The following is a 22,784-nucleotide window of genomic DNA, read 5'->3' on the forward strand; positions in this document are numbered from 1 at the left end:
GCGAACTGAAGAAGCGCCGGTGCGTGAAAGGAGCGCTCCCGCAGCCGAGGGCGCGCTCTTCCCCGCCGCCCCGAGCACCCGCGTCAGGACGGTGGAGCTCATCGCTCCGGCCGAGGACTGAAGAAGCGCCGGTGCCTGGAAGGAGCGCTCCCCCAGCCGAGGGAGCGTGCTACCCCGTCGCCCCGAGCACCCGCGTCAGCGGCGCCAGGGCGGCGAGGAAGTCCTCGGGCGGGGAGAGCAGCGAGAGCACCAGGAACGCGCCCCCGCCGAAGTCGTAGAAGTAGCCGGGCTGGACGAGCACCCCCGCCTCCAGCAGCGCGAGGCACGTGGCCTCCTCGCCGGGCTCCCTCGGAATGCGCAGCACCGCGCTCCAGCCGCCGTGCGCGGGCAGCACGTCCCACGTCGCGCCCGGGGGGCGGGCCCGCAGGAGGTGCTCGCGGTTGGCGCGCACGCGCTCGAGCAGCGCCGCCTGGAACACGGGCGCATGGGCGAGCAGTCGGGGCAGCGCGAGCTGCACGGGCGTGGCCACGGACAGGTACGTGTCGGCCACCCACTCCAGGCGGGCCAGGGCCTCGTCGCGCGCGGCCTCGGGCCCGCCCACGTGCATCCACCCGAGCTTCAGGCCGGGCAGGCCCGCCACCTTGGACAGGCCGGACAGGCTGAAGGTGGGCATGGGGAGCGCGCGGCCGGCCACCGTCGTCACGCGGCCGGGCGCCGGGGCCCAGGCGTAATCGGCGAACACCTCGTCGCTGATGAGGGCCAGTTGGTGGCGCGCGCAGACGTCGGCGAGCGCGGCCAGTTCGCCCTCGTGCAGGAAGTGGCCGGTGGGGTTGCCGGGGTTGATGATGAGCACGGCGCGGGTGCGCGGGCCGAGGGCCGCCTCCACCTCGCCCGCGTCCAGGCCGAAGCCGTGCGCGAGCGGAAGGCGGTAGGAGCGCGTCTGGACGGCCTCCAGACGCGCCAGGTGCTCGAAGAGGGGGTAGCAGGGCGCGGGGACGAGGACGTCGTCACCCGGCTCGCACAGGAGCTTGAAGAGCCAGCCGTAGGACTCGCTGGTGCTCGCGCTGAGCACCAGGTGCTCCGGGGAGACGGCGGTGCCCCGGGAGCGGAGGTACCCGGCCACCGCCTCGCGAGCCGAGGGGAGGCCGAGTGCTTCCGGCGCGTAGTCGAAGGCGCCGGGAGGGTGGAGCACTCCGGCGTCGGGCGCCGGGAGCCCCACGCGGGTGGGGTTTGAAACCGTGAGGTCCAGTGGGGGGAGGCCCTGGGCGCGGAGCCCGGCGAGCGCTTCCGCCAGTGGATTCGGGGTGCGGGAGAAGTCCGAGCGGAGGGAGAAGCGGCTCACAGCCCCGTCTGCAGCATGGCGTTGGCGACGCGGCGGATGAGCTCGCGACGCACTTCCTTGCGGCAGTGCTCGATGGCCTTCTCATGAGGCCTGGGAAGCTCCGGGTCCCTGGCTCGCAGGGCGGTACGGAGGACGAGCTCCACCTTGGTGGGCTCGATGTGGAACAGCCGAGCCCCGTCCTTCTGGAGGAAGTAGGACAGCCCCCTCTGGTCGATGAGCTTGTGGAAGAAGCGTCGGACGTCCGCGAGGAACGTGAGGTCGATGATGTCCGCCATTCGTGACGGCTTTCTCGCGCGGAAAAATCGGCCCGTCCATTTCACGGCCGCGTCACCCGAAAACTTGCGCGACCTGTAGCACCCGTCTGTCCGGCCGAACGCGCGGGAGGCCGAATTCTCGGCCCCGGCGCTCACGGCATCAGAGGACGCAGGGCGCGCCGGAACGCGGCGTGCCGACGTCGCGCGTCGGGCTCGAACGGCACCGGCCCGAGCACGGGAACACCGTGGCGCGCCTGCAGTAGCGCGCGGTTGTCGCGCTCGGAGACGTCACGGGTGGAGGTGCTCCGCGAGAGCAGCACGGCGCGCACGGGGATGCGCCGGGCGGCGAGCGCCTGGAGCGACAGCGCGGTGTGGTTGAGCGTGCCCAGGCCCGCGCGCGCCACCAGCAGCACGGGCAGCCGCAGCGTCTGGATGAGGTCGATGACGTCGTGGCGCGAGTCCAGCGGGACGAAGAGTCCCCCAGCGCCCTCCACCACGGCGGGGCCGCCCTTCAGCTGCCTCCAGGCCGCCAGGGTGGTCTTCCAGTCCGGCTCGCGGCCCAGGCGCGCGGCGGCCACGCCCGGGGCCACGGGCAGGCGGAAGCGGTGCGGACACAGGACATCCAGCGGGAGCGTGCTGCCGGCGGCCTCTCGCAGCGAGAGCGCGTCGGCGGGGGCGCGCAGGGAGGCGCAGCCGGACTCGTAGGGCTTGAAGCCCTGGGGCGACAGGCCCGCGTCGGCGAGCAGGGACAGGAGCGCGCGCGAGGCCTGCGTCTTGCCCACCCCCGTGTCCGTGCCGGTGACGAAAATCTGGAACGGTCGGCTCATGCGGTGTTGTCTCCGTGGATCATCCTCGGGCGAGGTGTCCGCACGCCCGAGCCTTCGCGCCAAGGCCGCCGCGGACCGAGGCACGCTCGCGCGACGTACAGAATGACGAGGGCGTCTGGTCCGCGGGCGCGCCGCGCGCGAGAGGCGTGGCCCGAGGCCCTCACCACGACGTGCCACGGTCATGCACGCCCACGTGCCGCAGCGCCTCGAGCGCGAGGTCCACGTGCCCCAGCGTATGGCCCGCCGACAGGCAGAAGCGCAGCCGGCTCGTCCCCTCGGGCACCGTGGGCGGACGGATGGCCTTCACCAGCACCCCCGCCTCGCGCAGCCGCCTCGCCGCGTCCAGCGCGCGCCCGGGCTCGCCCAGGATGACCGGGAACACCGCGCTGCGAGCCTCCGCGCGCAGGCCCAGGCCCCTCAGCCCCTCCGCGAAGCGACGGATGTTGCGCCACAGCCGCTCGCGCAGCTCCACGTCCTTCTCCACCGCGTCCACCGCCACCTCCGCCGCCGCGCACAGCGCCGCCGGCAAGGCCGTGGAGAAGATGAACGGCCGCGCCCGGCTCGTGAGCAGGTCCACCACCACGCGCGACGTGGCCACGTAGGCCCCCTGCCCTCCCAGCGCCTTGCTCAGCGTCCCCATGCGCAGCGCCACCCGCGACTCCAGCCCCAGCTCCTCGCACAGCCCCGCGCCCCGCGCGCCGAGCACCCCCGTCGCGTGCGCCTCGTCCACCATCAGCGCGGCGCCGTGCGCCTCACACGCCTCCACGATTGCACGCAGCGGCGCCACGTCCCCATCCATGGAGAACACCGTGTCCGTGACGACCAGCTTGCGCCGCGCCGTCGTCGACGCGAGCGCGCCCGCGAGCGCCTCCACGTCCGCGTGCGGGTACACGATGACCTTCGCGCGCGACAGCCTGCACCCATCCACCAGGGACGCATGGTTCAGCGCGTCCGAGAACACCGCGTCCCCCGGTCCCACCAGCGCGGGGAGGATGCCCGTGTTCGCCGCGTAGCCGCTGTTGAACAGCAGCACCGCCTCCGCCCGCTCGAACGCCGCGAGCCGCGCCTCCAGCCGGTGATGCGCCAGGGTGTCGCCCACCACCAGCCGGCTCGCGCCCGTGCCGACGCCGTAGCGCTCCACCGCGGCCACGGCCGCCGCCCTCACCGCCGAGGACGCCGCGAGCCCCAGGTAGTCATTGGACGAGAAGTTGACGAGCGTCTCGCCCCCCATCGTCACCACCGGCCCCTGCGCCGAGTCCAGGGGCTCCAGCCCGCGCCGAAGCCCCCGCGCCTGCAGCGCCGACACATCCTCGCGCGCCCACTCCGAGGCCACGTCGCGCGTCGAATCACTCACGGCCCACCGTCCTACCGGTCCTGCCGCGGCTCCAGCGGACGGATGCCAGCCTTCTCCAGGAGCGCCATGTCCTGGGTGTACTCGGGGTTGCCCGTGGTCAAGAGCTTCTCGCCGAAGAACAGCGAGTTCGCGCCCGCCATCATGCACAAAAGCTGCGCCTCCTCGTTCATCTGCTGACGGCCCGCCGACAGCCGCACCATCGACTGGGGCATCAGGATGCGCGCGGTGGCGATGGTGCGCACCATGTCCACCGTCTCCACCCGGGGCTGCTCCGCCAGCGGCGTGCCCTCCACCGCCACCAGCGCGTTGATGGGCACCGACTCCGGGTGGTGCTCCTGATTGGCCAGCGTGCGCAGCAGGTTGCAGCGATCATCCACCGACTCGCCCAGGCCGATGATGCCGCCGCAGCACACGGAGATGCCCGCGTCCCGCACCCGCCCCAGCGTGCGCAGCCGATCTTCATACAGGCGCGTGGAGATGATGTCCCCGTAGTGCTCGGCGGACGTGTCCAGGTTGTGGTTGTACGCGGACAGCCCCGCGTCCTTCAGGCGCTTGGCCTGGCTGTCCGTCAGCATGCCGAGCGTGGCGCACGCCTCCATCCCCAGCTCGCGCACGCCCCGCACCATCTCCAGCACGCTGTCGAACTGCGGGCCGTCCTTCACCTCGCGCCACGCGGCGCCCATGCAGAAGCGCGTGGCCCCCGCGGAGCGCGCCTTCCGGGCAGCGGCCAGCACGTCCGGCACCGCCATCAGCTTCTCCGCCTTGACGCCCGTCTTGTAGCGCGCCGCCTGCGGGCAGTACGCGCAGTCCTCCGAGCACCCGCCCGTCTTGATGGACAACAGCGAGCACAGCTGCACCTTGTTGTCCTGGAACACCGCGCGGTGCACCGTCTGCGCCCGATGGACCAGGTCCAACAGCGGCAGCACGTAGACGGCCCGCACCTCGGCCAGCGTCCAGTCGTGCCGCACCGCCACTCCCTCCGGAGCGGGCTCGGCGTGGTGGGCATGGCCGTGGAAGGACTCGGTGGCGGCGTCGGACATGGGCTCCTCGACAGACGGCAAGAGGAGCGCGAACGTGCGCGGGCGGCGCGGACTTGTCAACCACTCAGCGAGAACAGGTTGACGACTTCCCTCCCACCCCCGAACGGACGACCGGCGCCCGAGGAGAACCCTGGAGCGCCGGCCTTCCACCCTTCATGTCATGCGGGCTGGCGTCAGACGTGGACGCGGCGCCGGCCGGCCAGTCCCACCAGGAACAGGACCAGGAGCGCGCCCAGCACGGAGAACAGCAGACCGGACGGGTGCAGGTCGAAGACGCGGCCGTCGCTGCGGAACAGCGAGCCGATGAAGCCACCCACGAAGGAGCCGACAATACCCAGCAGCGTCGTGGCCACCAGACCCATGGACTGGTTGCCGGGCATCAGGGCCCGAGCGAGAAGACCGGCGAGAAGACCGATGACCAGGAAAGCGATGATCCCCATGACACGACCTCACAGTGAGTGGTGAAGGGGGCGCACGGTGTGGCGCCCACCCGGCTTGTGCGAGGGTCAGCGCCCTTCGCGCCGCCCGTGGGAATGAAGCTGGGTCGCCCCTCCCCAACGTACAACTCGACGGCATGGGTCTTGACACCAAGCCTGCCTGCTCTCCAGACGTGCAATTCGTGAACGACATGGGCCTACAACGAGCGACTACAAAACACGCTAGGTTGGGCTAGAAGCATCCGGAGTGACGCGCTGCGGCGCCCAAGATTGCATTGAAAACGGGTCTAGCAGGCCCCACTCGACTTAACGCCAGCCCCTCTTGCTAGCCTACGCTTCCATGTCAGCTGCCGAGGCTCTCCGAACCGTCCCCCAGAGATCTCCCTCCTTCGACAAGGAGGGCAGGGAGATTCTGAAGGAGTACACTTCTAATGAACTCGTGTTTGCCGTCGTCGGACATGTCGGCTCGGGCACCACCTTCATTGCGGAGGCCCTTGAAAAGCTGCTGGCTAGTTCGCAGGGTGGTTCCTACGAGGTAGCAATCATCAAGGGGCGAAGAGCGATTACGGAGTGGGCGAAGGAGAGCAAGCAGCAAGGCGAGGGAACTGACAAACCCAAGCTTGACCAGACCATCCAGTTTCAAGACTGGGGCGACGAGATGCGAAGCACGGATGCAACATCTGTAGCCCGTCGCATCGTCGAGCTAATACGCAGGACTCGTGCTGAGCGCCAAGGCAAGAGTCTTAGCGCTGGTCGCGTTCTGCCAGATGGGAAACCTCGTGCCTACATCATTGATGCTCTCCGACATCCCTCGGAGGCTTACCTCCTCAGAACACTCTACCGCAACGCATTCGCTCTTATTGGCGTCGTTTGCCAAGAAGAGGTTCGAAGCAAGCGTTTACGACTTAAGTATCCTGAAGCCGGGACAACTCAAATTTCGAGCTTCATGAAACGCGACGCCAAGGACTCTGCTAAGAAATACGGACAGCGCGTCGTTGACACATTTCACCTAGCCGATTTTTTCATCGACAACACGGAAGAGCGATATACAGAAGTCGGCGATCACAAGCGCGAGAATGACCTCTGGAAAGTCGACGAGCATCTCCTAAGGCTAGTCAGGATAGTAAAGCCACACCAAACAACCATTGAGCGCCCCACATCAAGCGAAACCGCAATGCATGTCGCTCATGGAGCACAAATGCGCAGCGCCTGCTTGTCCCGCCAAGTCGGCGCAGCATTAATTGACCAGTCCGGGAACATTGTTGCGACCGGAGCCAATGAAGTGCCTCAAGCAGGCGGCGGCGTATATGGACAAGGCATTGGAGACAATTCAGTTCGTCCAGTCGACAGCCGCTGTGCCTATCGCGCTGAAAGCTATTGCAGCAACAACAAGGAGCAGGACTCAATAGTTGACGACGTGCTAAAGATAATCCAGAAGACGAAAACCTTAACACCCGACGAATCCACTGAAATCAAAGATACTCTCCGCAAAGACTCTCGAATCGGTGGACTTTTAGAGTTCAGCAGAGCAGTGCACGCCGAGATGGACGCTCTTCTTAGCGCCGCACGAGCAAGAACGTCCCCCCAAGGGTGCCGCTTATTTGTAACAACCTTCCCCTGCCACTACTGCGCACGACACATTGTCGGAGCCGGGGTTGACGAAGTGCAGTACATCGAGCCCTATCCCAAAAGCCGAGCACTCAAGCTCCATGGCGACTCCATTTCCGAACATGCTCGAGACTGGATTCCACCAAGCAAGGGCGGACAGAAGGTACTTTTCAGACCTTTTACAGGTGTTGCCCCTAGACTATACGCAAGAACGTTCATCAAAGATCGAGATTTGAAATCCAGCAACGGCCAGATGAGCATTGGTGAGCCTGACTGGGGCACTGCATGGGATGTCAGCAAACTGAGCTATATCGATCTGGAAGCCAAGCTCTCCGGCCCGGAGGCCGAACATGACTAGATCGTCCACAGTTCCTCACCTTAGACTAGTCGCAGCCCAGGATGAAGGAGTTCCAAAAATTCCTCCATCAAAGGCCCTTCAAATTCCACTCTTCTTTCACCACAATCCAAGGATTCTTGGATTCGTCGACATGTCAAACATGTCAGCAAATCCCTTCATCCAGCTTCTCACGGAGCTTCGTCCACGATGGGTAATGGATCTACGCCCCCTGCCCCTTCTTGATCTTGGAGGGACGAATCGAAGGTGGTTCTTTGATTTTTTTGAAAAACATTCAATCCAGTACTTCGACGTATTTGGGCGCATTGGCCCCTCACTGCGCAACAATGCAGCACTTAGCTCAGGCAACGCAGCCAGCATAATCAGTGCTCTTATCTCAAAAGAGACAGCCTCCCGCAGAGCGCCTCCGGGGCCGATACTCATACTCCTTGAGGACATAAAGAGCACTGAAGCAGCAGAGCGCACACTTCCTTCCGGTATCCCCCCATCTACTGGAGAAGGCTGGGAAACATGCATTATCGAAGCTAAAATACTACCATCACGGAATCCCAGCCAAAGCTACTCTCACCGGTAGGTGGCGTTCGTCGCACGTAACATGTCAGACTCTTGATGTAAGCCCGACCCATGGCGAAGGCGAAGACGCACTACACCTGCCAGGCGTGCGGGTACCAGACGGCGAAGTGGCTGGGGAAGTGCCCGGACTGTGGCGCATGGAGCTCGCTCCTGGAGGAAGCCGGGGCGAAGCAGGACGAGAAGCGCCCGGCCTGGGGCGCCTCGGGCGGCGCGGCGAAGCCCATGCTGCTCAAGGACGTCAGCGGGGACGCGGAGGTGCGCCAGCGCACCGGCATCGCCGAGTTCGACCGGGTGCTGGGCGGCGGCGTGGTGGCGGGCTCCGTCGTCCTGTTGGGCGGCGACCCGGGCATCGGCAAGTCCACGCTGCTGCTCGCGGCCCTGGACCGGCTCGCGCGCCAGGGCGCGGTGCTCTACGTCTCCGGCGAGGAGAGCCTGCGCCAGACGAAGATGCGCGCCGAGCGGCTGCGCGTGGAGGGCGACTCCATCCACCTGTTCGCGGAGACGGACGCGGAGCGGGTGCTGGCCGCCGCCGAGTCGCTCCAGCCGCGCGCGCTGGTGGTGGACTCCATCCAGACCATGTACCTGCCGGAGTTGGGCAACGCGCCGGGCAGCATCACCCAGGTGCGCGAGGTGGCCGGGCGGCTGATGGCCTACGCCAAGCGCACGGGGGTGCCCACCTTCATCGTGGGCCACGTGACGAAGGAGGGCTCCATCGCGGGCCCCCGCGTGCTCGAGCACATGGTGGACACCGTCCTCTACTTCGAGGGCGAGCGCGGCCACCCGTTCCGAATCCTGCGCGCGCACAAGAACCGCTTCGGCTCCACCAACGAGATTGGCGTCTTCGAGATGAAGGGCGCGGGCTTGGTGGAGGTCTCGGACCCGTCCGCCCTCTTCCTGTCGGAGCGCCCCGCGGGCAAGTCCGGCAGCGTCGTCACCAGCACGCTCAACGGCACCCGCCCCCTCCTGGTGGAGGTGCAGGCCTTGGTGGCCCCCACCGGCTACGGCACCGCGCGGCGCACCGCCATCGGCGTGGACAGCAACCGCGTGGCCCTGCTCGCCGCGGTGCTGGAGAAGAAGGAGGAGATTCCCCTCGTCGGGTGTGACTTGTTCGTCAACGTCGCGGGCGGCATGCAGCTCAACGAGCCCGCGTGCGACCTGGCCGTCTGCGCGGCGCTGGTGAGCAGCCTGCAGAACCGGCCGCTGGACCCGCACACGCTGGTGCTGGGCGAGGTGGGCCTGGCGGGTGAGGTGCGCGCGGTGGGCCAGGTGGAACCCCGGCTCATCGAGGCGGCGAAGATGGGCTTCAAGCGGGTGGTGATGCCCGCGGGCAGCGCCCGGCGCATGGAGGCCACGAAGCTGCGCGTGGTGGGCGTGGAGACCCTGGGCGACGCGCTCCGGGCCATGTTCGACTGACGAGCCCTACCTCCGCGTGGGCCCCGTCGGAGGAGGCGGCTTGGGCTTCTTGTCGTAGCGGCCCCGGGCCGTCTGGATGGCGGCGCGGCTCTGCAGCGCCCACTTCGCCAGCTGCTGGACGGGGTCCAGCAGCGTGTGCCCCAGGGGCGTGAGCGCGTACTCCACGCGGGGCGGCACCGTGGGGTACTGGGTGCGCGTCACCAGCCCGTCCCGCTCCAGCCCCCTGAGGGTGAGCGTCAGCATGCGCTGGGAGATGCCCTCGATGCCGCGCTTCAAGTCACTGAAGCGCAGCGGCCCGTCTCCCAGGCTGCCCACGACGAGCACGCTCCACTTGTCGCCCACGCGCGTGAGGACGTCGCGCACGGCCAGACAGGACTCGGTGGCGCCATGGGGATTCTTCGAGCGGGGACGCTTGGCGGGAGGTGGTGACATGGATGTGCCTTCTTGCGGACGAAACGGGCCCCCGTTACACGAGCGCCGGTTACGGGTTGTAACCGACGAACCTTTCGGAACCCACTCCCATCAGGAGCCGTCCCCCATGACGACCGCCGCCACCACCGCCGTCCCCGCCTCCAAACCCTGGGCCCTCTGGACGGGCCGGGTCTTCTCCGGCCTCGTCGTGCTGGCGCTGGTCGCCAGCGCGTCCATGAAGCTGCGGCAGCCCCCGGAGGTGGTGGAGGGCTTCGCCAAGTCGGGCTTCCCGGCGTCGGTGCTCGTGCCCATCGGCATCGCGGAGCTGCTCTCGGCGCTGCTCTACGCGGTGCCGCGCACGGCGGTGCTGGGGGCCATCCTCGTCACGGGCTACCTGGGCGGCGCCACGGTGACGCACGTGCGGCAGGGGGACTCGTTCCTCATCCCCGTGCTGCTGGGCGTCATCGCCTGGGGCGGCCTGTTCCTCAGGGACGCGCGCGTGCGGGCGCTGCTGCCCCTGCGCGGCACGAACTAGGAACCACCTCCTGCCTGCAAGCCGCCGCGCCCTCGTTCCCGACGGGGGCGCGGCGGAGGTGTCCTTCCGCTACCAGGTCACGATGAAGGTGCAGGAGGCGCCGCCCTTCTGACGGCAGCCCTGGTCCGGGTCATGCGCGACGACGGCGTGGGGCATGAAGCGCTGGGCCATGCCCTTGATGAGGCCCTGGTCGAACCGGCACGGATAGGGATTGCCACACACCACGTGGCCCTCGTTCTTCCCGGGCACCGCGCTGTACGAGTAGTGGCCGATGCCGTCCGCCATCTCCCCCGTGAGGGGATTGAACATGGACCGGCCGTTCTTCCGGTGGTTCATGTGGAAGGCGATGTCGATGGAGGCGAGCCCCTTGTGGATGTCGGTGATGTCCGAGGGGAACACGGCGTTCTTGGGAATCATCGAGCCGACCTTCTCCAGGCCGCGCCCGCCCAGCAGGGAGTCGATCTTCCGGTACGCCTGGAGGTAGTCCTCCAGCGGGTACCAGGCCGTCACGTCGATGGCGCGCTCGGCGCCCGCCCCGCGCGCGGGGACCTTCATCACGTCCAGCAGGGCGTTGACGAGGACGGTGAACGACTGGATGGCCTCCACGATGGAGGCCACGCTCGCGCCCGTGACGGTGATGCCGGGCTCGTGGGTGACTTGGGACATGTGAGTCTGGGTTCCGGAAAGAGGGTTCGGAGGGCTACCGGCCGCCCGCGTCGAGGGCGCGGTGGGCGGTGTGGTTGCGCAGGTACAGGAAGCACTCCTTCAGCCCGTCACGCAGGCTGCCGAGCGTCTTCACGTCCCGCAGGTCGACGCCAATCTGCGTGAGCGTCTGGGCGATGACCGGGCTGATGCCCGTCACCACGCAGTAGGTGTCGAGCAGGCGGGCGGCGTTCACCATCTTCACGAAGTGGTTCGCGGTGGAGGTGTCCACCACCTCCACGCCCGTGATGTCGATGATGGCGCAGCGGGCCTTGCCCTGGGAGATGCGGTGGAGCAGCCGCTCGGTCATCTCCAGCGAGCGCTGCGTGTCCACCACCCCGACGATGGGCAGCGTGAGCACGTCCTCCCACAGCTCGATGATGGGCGTGGACAAGTCGCGGATGGCCAGCCGCTGCTTCTCGATGGTGGAGAGCTTCTCCTCCAGCTCGCGCCGGGCCGCGTCGAGCTTGAGCATCGACTGCTCGCTCTCCTGCACGGACGCGTGGAGCTGGCGGGCGAAGAGGTTGATGGTGTCCTCGAACGAGGAGAACACGTCATGGTTCTCCACCGCGATGAGATGCTCGTCCGGGTTGAACTCCCCGAGCGAAATCATCGCCAGCACGTCCCGGATGCGCTCGAGACGCTCGAGGTTGATTTCGATGACCTGCGGTTGCGACTGATTCATGGGCGATGAGGCCCGGGCCGTGGACGAGGGAGTTGGCGTTGGACGGCCCGAAACGGATTCGACACATCAGGGTATGCCCAAAACCTCTCAACGCTTCAAATGGGTGGACATCGACCCGGATGAAACATTGAAAAGCCCGCCTCTCCAGAGAGAGAACAGACTCCCTGGGAAGCGCAGTCAGCCCGGCGGGGCGCGGCCAATTCCTCTCAAATCGAAGGCCCAAACCCAGACGGACGGGCGAGCGCTCGCGGACCGCCCGCGCGCACGGGCAACGCTTCGCGTCGGAGCCATGGACACGGCGTGGGCTCCTGGACGTCGCGGGGCCCTTCGAGTGCGGAGCAGTCGACGCTCGGGGCGGGACCGCCGTCCACGGGTGGACGGGATGTCCGGGGCGCTGACGCGCCGGTGACCGGGCGTGACTAGGACAGGGGGCATGGCGTCCATCGTCCCTCCCGAGCTCCGCGCCGTGGTCGCGGAGGTGAAGCCCCGGCTGCGAGGCGTGTCGCACGCGCTCGCGTTCCTCGCGGCGTTGGGCGGCTTCATCGCGCTCGCGCTCGCGCCGGCCAAGGGCCTGCAGCACTTCGCCGACTGCGTCTTCGGCCTGTCGCTGGTGCTGATGTTCGGGACCAGCGCCACCTACCACGTGCCCACCTGGGGCCCGGCCGCGTACCAGCGCCTGCGGCGGATGGACCACGCCGCCATCTACCTGCTCATCGCCGGGACCTTCACGCCGCTGGCCACGCTGGACGCACCCGACGCGTGGACGCGGCACCTGCTCTGGGTGATGTGGGGCTGCGCGCTCACGGGCGCGGGGCTGTCGCTCTTCGGCATCTCCGGCACGCGGGGCGTGCGCTCGGTGCTCTACGTCATCCTGGGCGCGCTCTCCGCCCCGGTGATGCTGCGGCTGCCCTCGGTGGTGGGGACGACGCGCGCGACCTGGCTCGTGCTGGGCGGCCTGCTCTACGCGGTGGGCGCCGTCGTCTACGCGCGCCGGTGGCCGGACCCCAGCCCCGCCGTCTTCGGCTACCACGAGGTCTTCCACCTCATGGTCATCGCCGCCGCCTCCACGCACTACCTCGTGCTCGTCGACTTCCTCTGGAGCCGATGACGACGGGGTGACGGCGCGCGCCCGCACCAGGACGATGCGTGCATGCGCCCTCACGCATCTCCTCTAGCGACCCGCGCGCGCCCGGCCCCGAAGCCAGACACGGGGTGAAAACCATGCATGCATCGGAATGAAACCCCATGGAAGGGTTACCAACTTCACGCGTGCGTTGGCGCGCATTCCAGGTAGTTTGCCATTGCGGTTCCCCCCTCCTCGAGGTCTCTCCATGGTCGCCAGGCAACGCGCTGCTCCCCCCTCCCCGCCGATTTCCAAGGGAGAGCGAAGGGACGGCTTCGCGTTCCGGGCGGGGCGCGTGTCGCTGGACCTGCCGGCGACGCTGGCGGGGCGGCTGAAGGACACGCCCCAGGAACTGCTCCAGACGCCGAAGGACCTGGGCCGGTGGCTCATCGCCGCGGGACTGGCGGCGCAGGTGCAGGAGCCCACGGCGGAGGAGCTGGCCCAGGCGCGCGAGCTGCGCGAGGCGCTCCACCGGCTGGCCCTGGCCCTCGCGCGCGGGGAGAACTTCTCCGCGAGGGACCGCTCCATCCTCAACCGCTGGGCCGCGGAGCCGCCGCCCGCGCCCCAGCTGGGGCCTCGCGGGCTGTTCTGGGCGGGCGCGGACATCCGGGGGCTGTTGGTGACGGTGGCGCGCGACGGCGCGGAGCTGCTCGGCGGCGAGCTGGCGGAGCGCGTGCGCACGTGTGAGCAGCGCGACTGTGGCCTGCTCTTCGTGGACACCTCGCGCTCGGGCTTGCGGCGCTGGTGCTCCATGTCCGGCTGCGGCAACAAGGCCAAGGTGGCCGAGTTCCGGCGTCGGCAGCGGCAGGAGGCTCGCTAGCCACCCCCGCGCGCCAGGGCCAGCAGCTTTTGGGCGCGGGCCTCCAGCGCGGCGCGCAGCCCGTCGGGGCGCTGGATGTGGAACGCGAAGGGCAGCCGCGACAGCTCCCGCGCGAACCAGTCCAGGTCATCCGTCTGCCCCGACAGCCGCACGCCGCCGGGCACCGCCTCCAGCACGCCCAGCGTGGCGAACAGGTGCTGGCGCGCCCGGGCCAGGTCCGTGTCGAGCAGCACCTCCACGGCGAACGCGCGCGGCAGCGACGCCACCGCGGCCTCCACGTGCGCCAGCGCGTCGAAGCCGTCCGGCCGCGTGAAGTGGACGTCGAGCGGGAGCACCGCGCGCACCCGGTCCAACCGGAAGGTGCGTAGATCCTCGCGCAGGTGACAGACGCCCACCGCGTACCAGCGCCCGCCGCGCCAGACGAGGCCATACGGGTCGAAGTCGCGCTCGGTGTCCTCCTCGCGCGCTCCCCGGTAGCCCAGGCGCACGCGCTTGCGCAGCTGGGCCGCGGAGCTCAGGGCGACGAGCGCGGTGTTGTCCGCCATCTCGCGGGCGCGGGAGATGTCGAGCGTCACCGACTCGTCCACGGAGCGCACGCGCCGCTTCAGCGTCGCGGGCATCACCCGCTCCAGCTTCGCCTGGGCGCTCTCCACCGCGGGGGCCGCCTCCGCCAGGCCCAGCCCGCGCGAGGCGAGCAGCCCCACCGACAGCGCCAGCACCTCGTCCTCGGTGAACATCATCGGCGGCAGCTTGAAGCCCGCCACCAGCATGTAGGCGCCGTCCCTGCCGCGCTCGGCGGTGATGGGGATGCCCAGCTCCTCCAGCTTCAGGATGTAGCGGCGCACGGTGCGCCGGTCCACCTCCAGCCGCCGCGCCAGCTCCGAGCCGCTCATCCGCCCATGGGTCTGCAGCAACTCGAGCACGGTGAGCACGCGCGTGGTGGGCCGGGACATAGGTCGGGAACCTAACGCCAGGGGCGCTCGAATCAGGGCCGATTCCGCCCTACATGCTCCGTACGGTGCCGCCCTCCCCGCTCCCCTGGAGGGCACCCCCATGACGCAGACGTCCCACCTCTGGCTGTTCTTCGTGCTCGTGTCCGGAATCGTCATCCTCCCCGGGCTGGACATGGCCTTCGTCCTGGCCAGCTCCCTGGTGGGAGGACGCCGCTCGGGGCTGGCCGCGGTGGGCGGCATCATCTGCGGCGGCGTGTGTCACGTGGCGGTGGGGGCGACGGGGGTGGCGGTGCTGCTCGCGGTGGTGCCCGCCGCGTTCAACGTGCTGCTCTGGGTGGGGGCGCTCTACGTGGCGTGGATGGGGGTGGCGCTGGTGCGAAGCCCGTCCACCTTCTCCCCGTCCTCGCAGGCCAGCCAGCGCTCCGCCCTGGCCACGTTCCGCCGGGGAGCGCTCACCAACCTGCTCAACCCGAAGGCCTACGTCTTCATGCTCGCCGTCTTCCCCCAGTTCCTGCGGAAGGAGTATGGGCCGCTGTGGCTGCAGGCCCTGGTCCTGGGGGCCATCATCGCGCTGACCCAGGGCGCGGTGTACGGCGCCATCACCCTGGTCGCGGACCGCGCGCGCGGCTGGCTGGAGTCACGTCCCTCCGCCAGCGCGCGCGTGGCTCAGGCCGTGGGAGGCCTCATGGTGCTCGCCGCCGTCGTCACCGCCCTCGAGGGCTGGCGCGGCACCTGAAGCCGCCCACTCATGTGCGTCGGACGCGTGTCGATTGGATGGCTCTCAGGATGAGCAGCAGCACCACCGCTCCGATGAAGGCCACGAAGATGGTCCCGGCCAGGCCGCCGAAGGGCGTGCCCGCTCCCAGTGCACGGAAGATGAAGCCGCCCAGGAACGCTCCCACCACACCCACGACGATGTCGCCGATGAGCCCGTAGCCCCCGCCGACCACGGCCGACGCCAACCACCCGGCGATGAGGCCGATGACCGCCCACACTAGAATCGTTTCCAAAGACATCTCTTCCTCCTCGGGTCGCACTGATGTGTCTGGCGCAAACCTAAGCACGCCGGTTCGCGTTCGAACGGAGGCCGGTCCGTTCGCAGGGCAGGCAAGCGGGCGTCGAGCTGGTTTTGACTGACTTTCCGTTCTTTCGGAGGTAGCTGAAGGAAGACACCGCGCAAAGGAGAGCGCCCATGGGTCGTCATCGGAATGATTCACTGTGGATGAAGTGCGGAGCCCTGCTGTGGGCGGGGGCCCTGGTGGGGTGTGGAGGGGCGGAGGTGGGAGGTGGGCCGGTGGAGGAGGCCCGTGGGGAGCAGGGGCTCGCGGCCTGCGCGTATGTGATTACGACGAACACGTACGTGGGCGCGGACTGGTGGGGCACCATCGTCTTCAAGAACACGGGCGCGGCGGCGATGACGAGCCCGACGATTGCGTTCGGGGTTCCCAGCGGCGTGACGTGCGACCACGACGAGCCGGGCTGGACGCACACGCAGAGCGGGAGCACGTGCACGTACTCGCGCACCTCGGGGCTGACGGTGGGGGTGAACGCGTCCTACACGTTCTACTACTCGACGAACTCGAACACGTCGTGGACGGCGAGCAACATCGTCATCAGCGACCCGAGCTGCGGGAGCACGCCGCCTCCTCCGGGAGGTGGGCTGACGGAGAACCAGAAGAAGGTGTCGGAGGGGCTGACGAGCATCTGGGAGAACGACACGCCGGTGCTCGCGTATGCGTATTCGGAGAACATCCAGGACGGGCGCGGGTACACCAGCGGGCGCGCGGGGTTCTGCACGGGCACGGGCGACGCCATCCAGGTCATCCAGTGCTACAACGCGCGGCGCAGCGCGGCCAATGGCAACCTGATGGCCAAGTACATGCCGGGGCTGACGACCATCAACAACCGCTTCCTGTCCACGGGGCAATCGCAGCCATCCACGTCGGAGCTGGATGTCATCGGCAACTGGCGGGCGGACTGGGCCGCCAGCTACAACAACACCACCACGCGCGCGGACTTCAAGGCGTGCCAGGACCAGGTCAGCGACCAGTTCTATTACACGCCGGCCATGGCGGAGGCGAACAAGTGGGGCGCCACGAGCGCGCTGTCGAAGATGGCGCTGTATGACGCGTACATCAACCACGGCGAGTCGGGGGTGAAGAGCCTGGTGCGCGCGGCGAACAACGCGCTGGGCAACACGGCCCAGGTGGCGCCGGCGGTGGGCTACAACGGAATCACGGAGTCGTCGTGGCTGCAGCGCTTCCTGGAGAAGCGCCGCGACGTGCTGGCGGCGGACGCCACGTGGCTGCAGGCCATCGACCGCGTGGCCGCGTACGAGAAGCTGCGCCGCCGGGGCAACTGGGATTTGTCCGCCGCCGTGCGCAACGACGTGCGCGCCAGCGACTGCTGGAACTCGCCCTATCCGTTCAGCGGCTACACCGTGCGCAACATCAACGCGGACGGCACCTGGAGCACCCCCGGCTCGTACACGTTCTCGTGTCAGTGAGGGGTGGGTGAGCGCCCGGGGAGCGTGACTCCGGGCGCAGGACGCGGGCGGCGCGGCCAGGGCACCATGAGGAGCAGGCACACGAGGAACCCCAGGCCGCTCACCGCCATCGAGACGCCCTCGCCCGGCGGTGAGTAGCGCCACACCACGCGGTGGGCCCCCGGCGGGACTGCCACCGCGCGCAGGGCGTGATTGGCGACGAGGACCTCCGTCGGCACGTCGTCCACGGTGGCGCTCCAGCCGGAGAAGTACGCATCCGACAGCACCAGGACCGCCGGGTGCTTCGCCCGCACCGTCACCTCCACCTCGTCCACGCCGTACCGCTCGAGTTGGGCCTGCCCCGGGGGCTCCCCCTCGGGTGGCACGGGCAACGGCTCGTGGCACTCCACCACGGCCTGGAGTCCGGGAACGAAGCCGGGCGAGGAGAGCAGCGCCAGTCCCTCCTCCGCGCTCGCCACGCAGCGAGGCGCGGCGAGATACACCCGCGACAGCGGTCGGGGGTGCGCGAGCAGCGCCACGCGGAACGGCTCGCTCGTGGCGAGCACGGTGCTCTGAAGTCCCCGGGCCTTCACCTGTTGCTCGTCGGCGACGAAGTACCCGACGCCCGCGAGCGGTCCGAAGCGGTTCCACCACGGCTGCGGGTCCTTGAGCAGGTCCGCCACGCGGGCGGACAGCGCGGGCAGATACCAGTTCGCGCTCTCCACGCCCCAGGACGCGGCCGAGTCCGCCGCCAGCACCACGCGCGCGCCCGCCACCTGCGTCTCGTCCGGGGTCAGCCCCTCCATCGTCTCCGGCAGGGCGATGCCGGCGGCCGTGAAGACCCGCGCCCGTCCCTGCAACGGCTCCCCCACGCGCTGTTGGAGCGTCTCGACGAACGGTGGCGGCGCATCGAGCAGACTCCGCGCACAGGAGACATACGCGGGCTCCGTGGCGCGCCCGAGGTCGACGGCCAGCAGCGCCACCCACGCCACGCCCACCCGCCGCGAGGGCACGCGCAACAGGGCCACGCCGCCCATGGCGATGCAGGTGACGGCCATGCAGGCCGCCTCCACCGTGAGTCGCTCGCCCAACTGTCGCGACACCTCCCGCCACACCTCGGCGGGCCCCGCGTAGAGCCCGCGCAAGGACTCCGCCAGCCACAGCCCCGTCCCCGTCATGGCCAGGAGCAACACCCCCACGCCCGTGGCCAGCAGGCCCCACGCCGTGCGTCGACGCTCGTCCCGCGTGCGCCCCAGCAGCACGTCCGCGCCCCACGCGGCCAGCACCGCCAGCCAGAACGCGGCGTGCACGGTGAGCTTCTCCGGATAGCGGAAGGCCCTCCAGGGAGGCAGCAGCTCGTAGACCCATCCGTAGAGCGGCGTGTGCCGGCCGAGCATCAACAGTCCCGCCAGCCCCACGAACCCGAGCGCCAGCTGCACCCAGCGCTCCCGACGCCGCGCCCACGCCGCCACGCCCGCCAGGAACACCACCGGCAAGCCCACGTAGAGCGAGCGCGCCCAGAAGTCCGCCGTCCCCAGGCCCAACAACCCCTGGGCCACCGCGCCCCGGAGCGGCGGCTCCAGCGCGAGGACATTGCCCACCACCAGGTCCAGCACGCGCAGCGGATGCACGGACCACAGCTGCGCGGCCTCCGCGGTGCGCCGCTGCGCAAAGGTCTCCGGCAACACCGACGCGGAGGCCCACAGCTGCGCCGTGGACACCACCACCGCGAGCAGGAGCCCCGCCCCCGCCACCAGCACCGCGCGCCGTCGGGACACGCCCTCGCCGAGCGGCCCCAGGAGCACCACCAGCGCCACCGTGGCGCCGCCCACCGTGAAGCCCTGCGGGTCGCCCGCGAGCAGCACCAGCGCCAACGTCACCCCCAGGGCGCCCGCCGCCGCCCGCGAGGCCCGGGTCAGCACCGCGTCCGAGAACAGCAGGAGCCACGGCAGCATGGCCGCGGCCTGGAGGTACAGCAGGTTGCTGGTGAGGCTGACCAGATAGCCGCTCAGCGTGAAGGCGAGCGCCCCCAGCACGGAGGCCTCGATGCGGGCCCGCCGCGCCCGCAGGAACAGGTACATGCCCGTGGCCGCCAGCGGATAGCACGCGAGCACCATCACCGTCAGGGCCACCGGGCCGTCGAACAGCAGCATCAACACGTTGGCCGGGTGAAACGCGCCCGTGACGGTGGCGCCCGCGAAGGGCTGGCCCAGCGCGTTGAAGGGGTACCAGCTCGGCCACGCGCCCTGGCTCACGCACGTGGCCCAGTACTCCCGCGTCGGGGCGTACACGCGCAGCATGTCTCGCTCGCAGAACACGCCCCCCGAGGCGAGCAGCCGATGGAAGAACAGCAGCGTCCCGAGGACCGAGGCCCCCAGGATGAGGAGGCCCTCGCGCGCGCGCGTCGAAAGAGGAGAGGACATGCGGTGCCCCGCCTTCTAGCAGAGGAGGAAGGGCTCTCGAAGCAGGGCTCGGCTAGAGTCCGGCCCACGCATGAGCCCGGAGCGCCGAGACACCTTCCGCTGGCGGGACGTCCCGCACCTGTTGTCGACGCGGCTGCTCGCGGCGTTCCTCGTCCCCACCCTGCTCATCCTCGCGGTGACGGGCACGGCGGTGTACCAGCTGGCGCGCGCCATCCTCGAGGAGGAGCTGGGCACCAGCCTCTCCAACATCGCCGCCGCCACCGCCAGCCAGCTCAACGGCGAGCGCATGCTCACCATCGAACCCGGCGACGACGTGGGCGGCACCCGCACCTGGCGCAACGTGGTGCGCCTGCTCGAGGGCGTGCGCGAGGCCAGCAACGTGCGCCGCGTCTTCGCCGTCGACGTCCAGGGACGTGTGCGCGCGGACGTGGGCGGCGGCCTGCCCGTGGGCGCGGAGGTGCCGGAGCTCGCGCGCGACAGGCTGGAGCTGGCGCGCGTCTTCGCCGGCCAGCACGCCGCCAGCCAGGTGCTTTTCACCGGCTCCGACGGGCGCCTGTACAAGACGGGCTATGCCCCCATCACCCTGGCGGGCCAGGTGGTGGGCGCGGTGGGCGTGGAGGGCAGCGCCGCCTTCTTCGGCCCCCTGCAGCGGCTGTCGCGCACCTTCGCCATCATGGGCGCGCTCGCCCTGGCCGCGCTCGCCGTCGTCGCGCTGCTCACCGCGCGGGGCCTCGCGCGCCCCCTGCGCCGGCTGATGGACTCCGCCCTGCGCATCGGCCGGGGCGACCTCACCACGCCCGTGCCGCCTGAACCCACGCGCGAAATCGGCGTGCTCGCACGCGAGCTGGAGGAGATGCGCGGCGCGCTGGAGGGCCGGGACAGACAGCTCAAGATGATGCTCGCGGGCGTCGCCCACGAGGTGCGAAACCCCCTGGGCGGCATCGCCCTGTTCTCCGGCCTGCTCCAGGAGGACCTCCGCGCCGGCGCCCACGAGGACGCGCGCGCGCACGTCGAGCGCATCCAGCGCGAGGTGGCCTTCCTGCAGCGCATCGTCGAGGACTTCCTCGCCTTCGCCCGCGAGCAGCCCCTGTCCCGTGCGCCCGTGGAGGCCCCCGCGCTGCTGTCCATCGTCAGCGAGCTGTCCTCCGCGGAGGCCCAGTCCCGGAACGTGGTCCTGGACGTGGACGCCTCTCCCGCCCTGCTGGAGGCCGACGGCAGCCTGCTCACCGCCGCCCTCTTGAACCTGGTGAAGAACGCCGTGCAGGCCTCGCCATCCGGAGGCCACGTGCGCATCCACGGCGCCGTGCGCGACGGGCGCTACGCCATCCAGGTCCACGACGCCGGCGCGGGCGTGCCCGACCTCCAGAAGGAGCGCATCTTCGAGCCCTTCTTCACCACCCGGGAGAAGGGCACCGGCCTGGGCCTGCCCCTGGCGCGCAAGATTGCCCGCGCCCACGGGGGCGAGCTGCACCTGACGTCCACGCCGGGCGACACCACCTTCACCCTGACGCTGCCGTTGGGCGCCGTCAGCCCGCCTCGTTGAACTGACGCGCCATCTGCCCCACCTCGCCGGACACCTGCGCGAGCGTGCTCGTGGCCTCCTGCGTGGACTCCAGGCGCTTCATCGTCTCGTCCATGATTTGCGACAGGTCCGAGACGGCGATGGAGATCTGCGAGATGCCCGCGTTCTGCTGCGTCACGGCGGCGGCAATCTGACGGGCCGCGGCCGAGTTCTCCTGCGACATCAGCGACAAGGCCCGCAGCGAGTCGCCCGACGCCCGCATCTGGTCCAGCCCCGTGCCGATGGTGCGCACGCCCTGCTCGCCCATGCGGGCCGCGTCCTGGATGCCCACGCTGACGTCCTGGAGCACGTCGCGGATGCGCCGCGTGGACTGCAGCGACTGGTCCGCCAGCGCCCGCACCTCGCGGGCCACCACCGCGAAGCCCTTGCCCTGCTCCCCCGAGCGCGCCGCCTCGATGGCCGCGTTCACCGCGAGCAGGTGCGACTGGGCGGCCAGGTCCTTCACCGTCTCCGTGATGTCGCCAATCAGCGAGGCGCTCCGGGCCAGCTTGTCCAGCCGCTGCTGGATGCCGTCCACCGCGCCGCGGATGTCCGCCAGCCCCGCCACGCTCTTCTCCACCGCCGCCTCGCCCTGCAGCCCCAGCGCCTCCGCGCGCCGGGCCACCTGCAGCACCGCCTCCGCCCGGTCCGCCGCCATGCTCGAGGTGCGCCGTATCTCCTCCGACGTCACCTGCGCCTGGTGCAGCGCCGCCGACTGCTTCGACAGGCTCTGCTGCTGCGCGTCGTTCGCCGCGCGCAGGTGCCCGCCCGCCTCCCCCAGCCGCGCCGCCGAGGCCTGCAGCGTCAGGGGAAGCTGACGCAGCCGCGCCAGCACCGCGTTCATGCCTTCGGCCAGGTCCCCCATCTCGTCCGTGGACACCCACGCGGGCGCCACCACGCGCCCCGCCGCCACGGATTCAATCGCCTGCCCCACCGCGTCCGCCGCCCGCGCCTGCCTGCGCGCCAGCATCCACATGGTGATGCCCGGCAGCAGCAGGAGCCCGCCCACCCACGCCAGGCTGAACGTCAGCTCCCCCGCCAGCACCCCGCCCAGCTCCATCAGCATCCGCGCCGAGCGCCGCGCGCCCTCCGACTCCAGCTCCAGCGCCAGCGTGTCCCGGATGGCCTCCAGCTTCACCACCACCACGCAGCCGCTGAGCACCAGCGCGGAGATGATGGAGCCGCCGAAGGTGAAGGGCAGGAACCACGCCTGCCGGGGCCACGAGAAGCCGCCGCCCGCCAGCGCCACCGTCGCGTGCTTGCGCTGCTCCTCCAGCGCCAGCGGCAACAACATCCGCTCCAGCGAGACGCTGATGGGAAAGCCCAGCAGCACGCCACAGCACACGCCGATGATGGTCCCCAACACCACCTGCGACAAATCCTTGTGCCACGTCAGGCACACGTGGAGGCTGAACCAGAAGCCCCCCAGCGTCCACCCCACCCACGACGTCCCCACCGCCACGCGCCACGGCAGCCGCAGGATGCGCTCCAGTCGCTCACCCGGCTTGTCGCCCGCGCGCGAGCGCAGCGCGTTGCCCACCATCCACCGCATCAGCAGCGCGGGGTAGAGCATCCCCAGGCCCACCAGGATGGGCGGCAGCACCCACGCCACCGCCCTCACGCCCTCCCACCCGGCGACGCCCATGGACATGCCGTTGAGGTACGCCGCGATGGGCGCCGCGGGGACCACCCAGGACATGAACACCCTGAGCGCGCGCCAGCGATACTCGCGAATCAACGAATCTTCGATGCTCATGCGGGATTGCCTTCCCGCGCCTCCGGCCAGGGGACGCGGTGAGTCCAGGAATGGAGGGATGGCGGACGACCCCATTCTCCGCACGTCGTCGAGACGAAAGCGAGCGGCGCACGCCCGGTTCCAGACA

22 protein-coding genes are annotated in these 22,784 nt (G+C 69.7%); 9 read left to right on the forward strand and 13 right to left on the reverse strand.

The features are described from left to right. Positions 1–169 precede the first annotated feature (169 nt). From VZQ01_RS12410 to VZQ01_RS12435, 6 genes are all read right to left on the reverse strand, one after another. Positions 170–1,342: a pyridoxal phosphate-dependent aminotransferase gene (locus VZQ01_RS12410; RefSeq protein WP_426747909.1), complete on the reverse strand. Its 1,173-nt coding sequence runs from the start codon at positions 1,340–1,342 to the stop codon at positions 170–172. Beyond that, the gene (locus tag VZQ01_RS12415; protein ID WP_046711372.1) at positions 1,339–1,617 is read right to left on the reverse strand and encodes a hypothetical protein; all 279 of its coding nucleotides are present in this window, start codon (positions 1,615–1,617) and stop codon (positions 1,339–1,341) included. Before VZQ01_RS12415 ends, VZQ01_RS12410 begins: the two co-directional genes overlap by 4 nt. A 131-nt stretch (positions 1,618–1,748) precedes the next feature. Next, positions 1,749–2,423, reverse strand: a complete 675-nt coding sequence (bioD, locus tag VZQ01_RS12420) for a dethiobiotin synthase (protein ID WP_223746302.1) — start codon at positions 2,421–2,423, stop codon at positions 1,749–1,751. Positions 2,424–2,583: 160 nt separating this feature from the next. Continuing rightward, a complete protein-coding gene (gene bioF / locus VZQ01_RS12425; protein WP_426747910.1) occupies positions 2,584–3,777 on the reverse strand; it encodes an 8-amino-7-oxononanoate synthase in 1,194 nt (397 codons plus the stop codon). Positions 3,778–3,788: 11 nt separating this feature from the next. Beyond that, complete coding sequence (gene bioB / locus VZQ01_RS12430) at positions 3,789–4,817, reverse strand: biotin synthase BioB (protein ID WP_426747911.1); 1,029 nt, start codon at positions 4,815–4,817, stop codon at positions 3,789–3,791. Positions 4,818–4,990: 173 nt separating this feature from the next. Continuing rightward, positions 4,991–5,257, reverse strand: coding sequence for a GlsB/YeaQ/YmgE family stress response membrane protein (locus tag VZQ01_RS12435; RefSeq protein ID WP_141328824.1), 267 nt, complete (start codon positions 5,255–5,257; stop codon positions 4,991–4,993). A 337-nt stretch (positions 5,258–5,594) separates the two neighbouring features. Here VZQ01_RS12435 and VZQ01_RS12440 point away from each other — a divergent pair, with 337 nt between their 5' ends. From VZQ01_RS12440 to radA, 3 genes are read left to right on the forward strand one after another with little or no spacing between them, the layout of a single operon-like run. Then, positions 5,595–7,220, forward strand: a complete 1,626-nt coding sequence (locus VZQ01_RS12440) for an anti-phage dCTP deaminase (protein ID WP_426747912.1) — start codon at positions 5,595–5,597, stop codon at positions 7,218–7,220. Then, positions 7,213–7,791 (forward strand): hypothetical protein, encoded by a 579-nt coding sequence (locus VZQ01_RS12445; RefSeq protein WP_426747913.1) that lies wholly within the window; start codon positions 7,213–7,215, stop codon positions 7,789–7,791. The genes VZQ01_RS12440 and VZQ01_RS12445 overlap by 8 nt, the downstream gene beginning before the upstream one ends. A 50-nt stretch (positions 7,792–7,841) precedes the next feature. After that, positions 7,842–9,203 (forward strand): DNA repair protein RadA, encoded by a 1,362-nt coding sequence (radA, locus tag VZQ01_RS12450; protein ID WP_223746299.1) that lies wholly within the window; start codon positions 7,842–7,844, stop codon positions 9,201–9,203. A 6-nt stretch (positions 9,204–9,209) separates the two neighbouring features. Here radA and VZQ01_RS12455 read toward each other — a convergent pair whose 3' ends face one another. Continuing rightward, positions 9,210–9,635: a winged helix-turn-helix transcriptional regulator gene (locus VZQ01_RS12455; protein WP_426747914.1), complete on the reverse strand. Its 426-nt coding sequence runs from the start codon at positions 9,633–9,635 to the stop codon at positions 9,210–9,212. Between the two features lie 106 nt (positions 9,636–9,741). Between VZQ01_RS12455 and VZQ01_RS12460 the strand changes: the two genes are divergently transcribed. Then, complete coding sequence (locus VZQ01_RS12460; protein WP_426747915.1) at positions 9,742–10,149, forward strand: DoxX family protein; 408 nt, start codon at positions 9,742–9,744, stop codon at positions 10,147–10,149. Between the two features lie 69 nt (positions 10,150–10,218). Here VZQ01_RS12460 and VZQ01_RS12465 read toward each other — a convergent pair whose 3' ends face one another. Beyond that, positions 10,219–10,815 carry a hypothetical protein gene (locus tag VZQ01_RS12465; RefSeq protein ID WP_267697799.1) on the reverse strand — a complete coding sequence of 199 codons (597 nt, stop codon included), beginning with the start codon at positions 10,813–10,815 and terminating at the stop codon, positions 10,219–10,221. Positions 10,816–10,849: 34 nt separating this feature from the next. Continuing rightward, on the reverse strand, positions 10,850–11,536 hold the full coding sequence (locus VZQ01_RS12470) for an STAS domain-containing protein (protein WP_426747916.1): 687 nt from the start codon (positions 11,534–11,536) through the stop codon (positions 10,850–10,852). Between the two features lie 433 nt (positions 11,537–11,969). Here VZQ01_RS12470 and trhA point away from each other — a divergent pair, with 433 nt between their 5' ends. Together trhA and VZQ01_RS12480 are read left to right on the forward strand one after the other, a co-directional pair. Continuing rightward, entirely contained in the window at positions 11,970–12,644 is a 675-nt protein-coding gene (gene trhA / locus VZQ01_RS12475) for a PAQR family membrane homeostasis protein TrhA (RefSeq protein WP_223746296.1), read from the forward strand. A 310-nt stretch (positions 12,645–12,954) separates the two neighbouring features. Then, positions 12,955–13,479 carry a CGNR zinc finger domain-containing protein gene (locus VZQ01_RS12480; RefSeq protein WP_255510360.1) on the forward strand — a complete coding sequence of 175 codons (525 nt, stop codon included), beginning with the start codon at positions 12,955–12,957 and terminating at the stop codon, positions 13,477–13,479. Here VZQ01_RS12480 and VZQ01_RS12485 read toward each other — a convergent pair. Further along, a complete protein-coding gene (locus tag VZQ01_RS12485; protein WP_223784782.1) occupies positions 13,476–14,432 on the reverse strand; it encodes a helix-turn-helix transcriptional regulator in 957 nt (318 codons plus the stop codon). The two genes, VZQ01_RS12480 and VZQ01_RS12485, sit on opposite strands and share 4 nt — an antisense overlap. Positions 14,433–14,532: 100 nt before the next feature. Here VZQ01_RS12485 and VZQ01_RS12490 point away from each other — a divergent pair, with 100 nt between their 5' ends. Then, positions 14,533–15,168 carry a LysE family translocator gene (locus tag VZQ01_RS12490; RefSeq protein WP_426747917.1) on the forward strand — a complete coding sequence of 212 codons (636 nt, stop codon included), beginning with the start codon at positions 14,533–14,535 and terminating at the stop codon, positions 15,166–15,168. Between the two features lie 10 nt (positions 15,169–15,178). Here the strand turns inward: VZQ01_RS12490 and VZQ01_RS12495 are convergent, their stop codons facing one another. After that, positions 15,179–15,448, reverse strand: a complete 270-nt coding sequence (locus VZQ01_RS12495) for a GlsB/YeaQ/YmgE family stress response membrane protein (protein WP_426747918.1) — start codon at positions 15,446–15,448, stop codon at positions 15,179–15,181. Positions 15,449–15,624: 176 nt separating this feature from the next. Here VZQ01_RS12495 and VZQ01_RS12500 point away from each other — a divergent pair, with 176 nt between their 5' ends. Beyond that, on the forward strand, positions 15,625–16,938 hold the full coding sequence (locus VZQ01_RS12500) for a chitosanase (RefSeq protein ID WP_223784781.1): 1,314 nt from the start codon (positions 15,625–15,627) through the stop codon (positions 16,936–16,938). On the opposite strand, the gene VZQ01_RS12505 is transcribed toward VZQ01_RS12500, so the two are convergent. Further along, on the reverse strand, positions 16,932–19,340 hold the full coding sequence (locus VZQ01_RS12505) for a YfhO family protein (RefSeq protein ID WP_426747919.1): 2,409 nt from the start codon (positions 19,338–19,340) through the stop codon (positions 16,932–16,934). The two genes, VZQ01_RS12500 and VZQ01_RS12505, sit on opposite strands and share 7 nt — an antisense overlap. A gap of 70 nt (positions 19,341–19,410) precedes the next feature. Here VZQ01_RS12505 and VZQ01_RS12510 point away from each other — a divergent pair, with 70 nt between their 5' ends. Next, positions 19,411–20,883, forward strand: a complete 1,473-nt coding sequence (locus VZQ01_RS12510) for a sensor histidine kinase (protein WP_426747920.1) — start codon at positions 19,411–19,413, stop codon at positions 20,881–20,883. Here the strand turns inward: VZQ01_RS12510 and VZQ01_RS12515 are convergent. Then, positions 20,867–22,657, reverse strand: a complete 1,791-nt coding sequence (locus VZQ01_RS12515) for a methyl-accepting chemotaxis protein (RefSeq protein WP_223746290.1) — start codon at positions 22,655–22,657, stop codon at positions 20,867–20,869. The genes VZQ01_RS12510 and VZQ01_RS12515 overlap by 17 nt on opposite strands. Positions 22,658–22,784 lie beyond the last annotated feature (127 nt).

Origin of the sequence: Myxococcus faecalis (genome assembly GCF_050039385.1) — a bacterium.
GTDB classification, from domain to species: Bacteria; Myxococcota; Myxococcia; order Myxococcales; family Myxococcaceae; genus Myxococcus; species Myxococcus fulvus.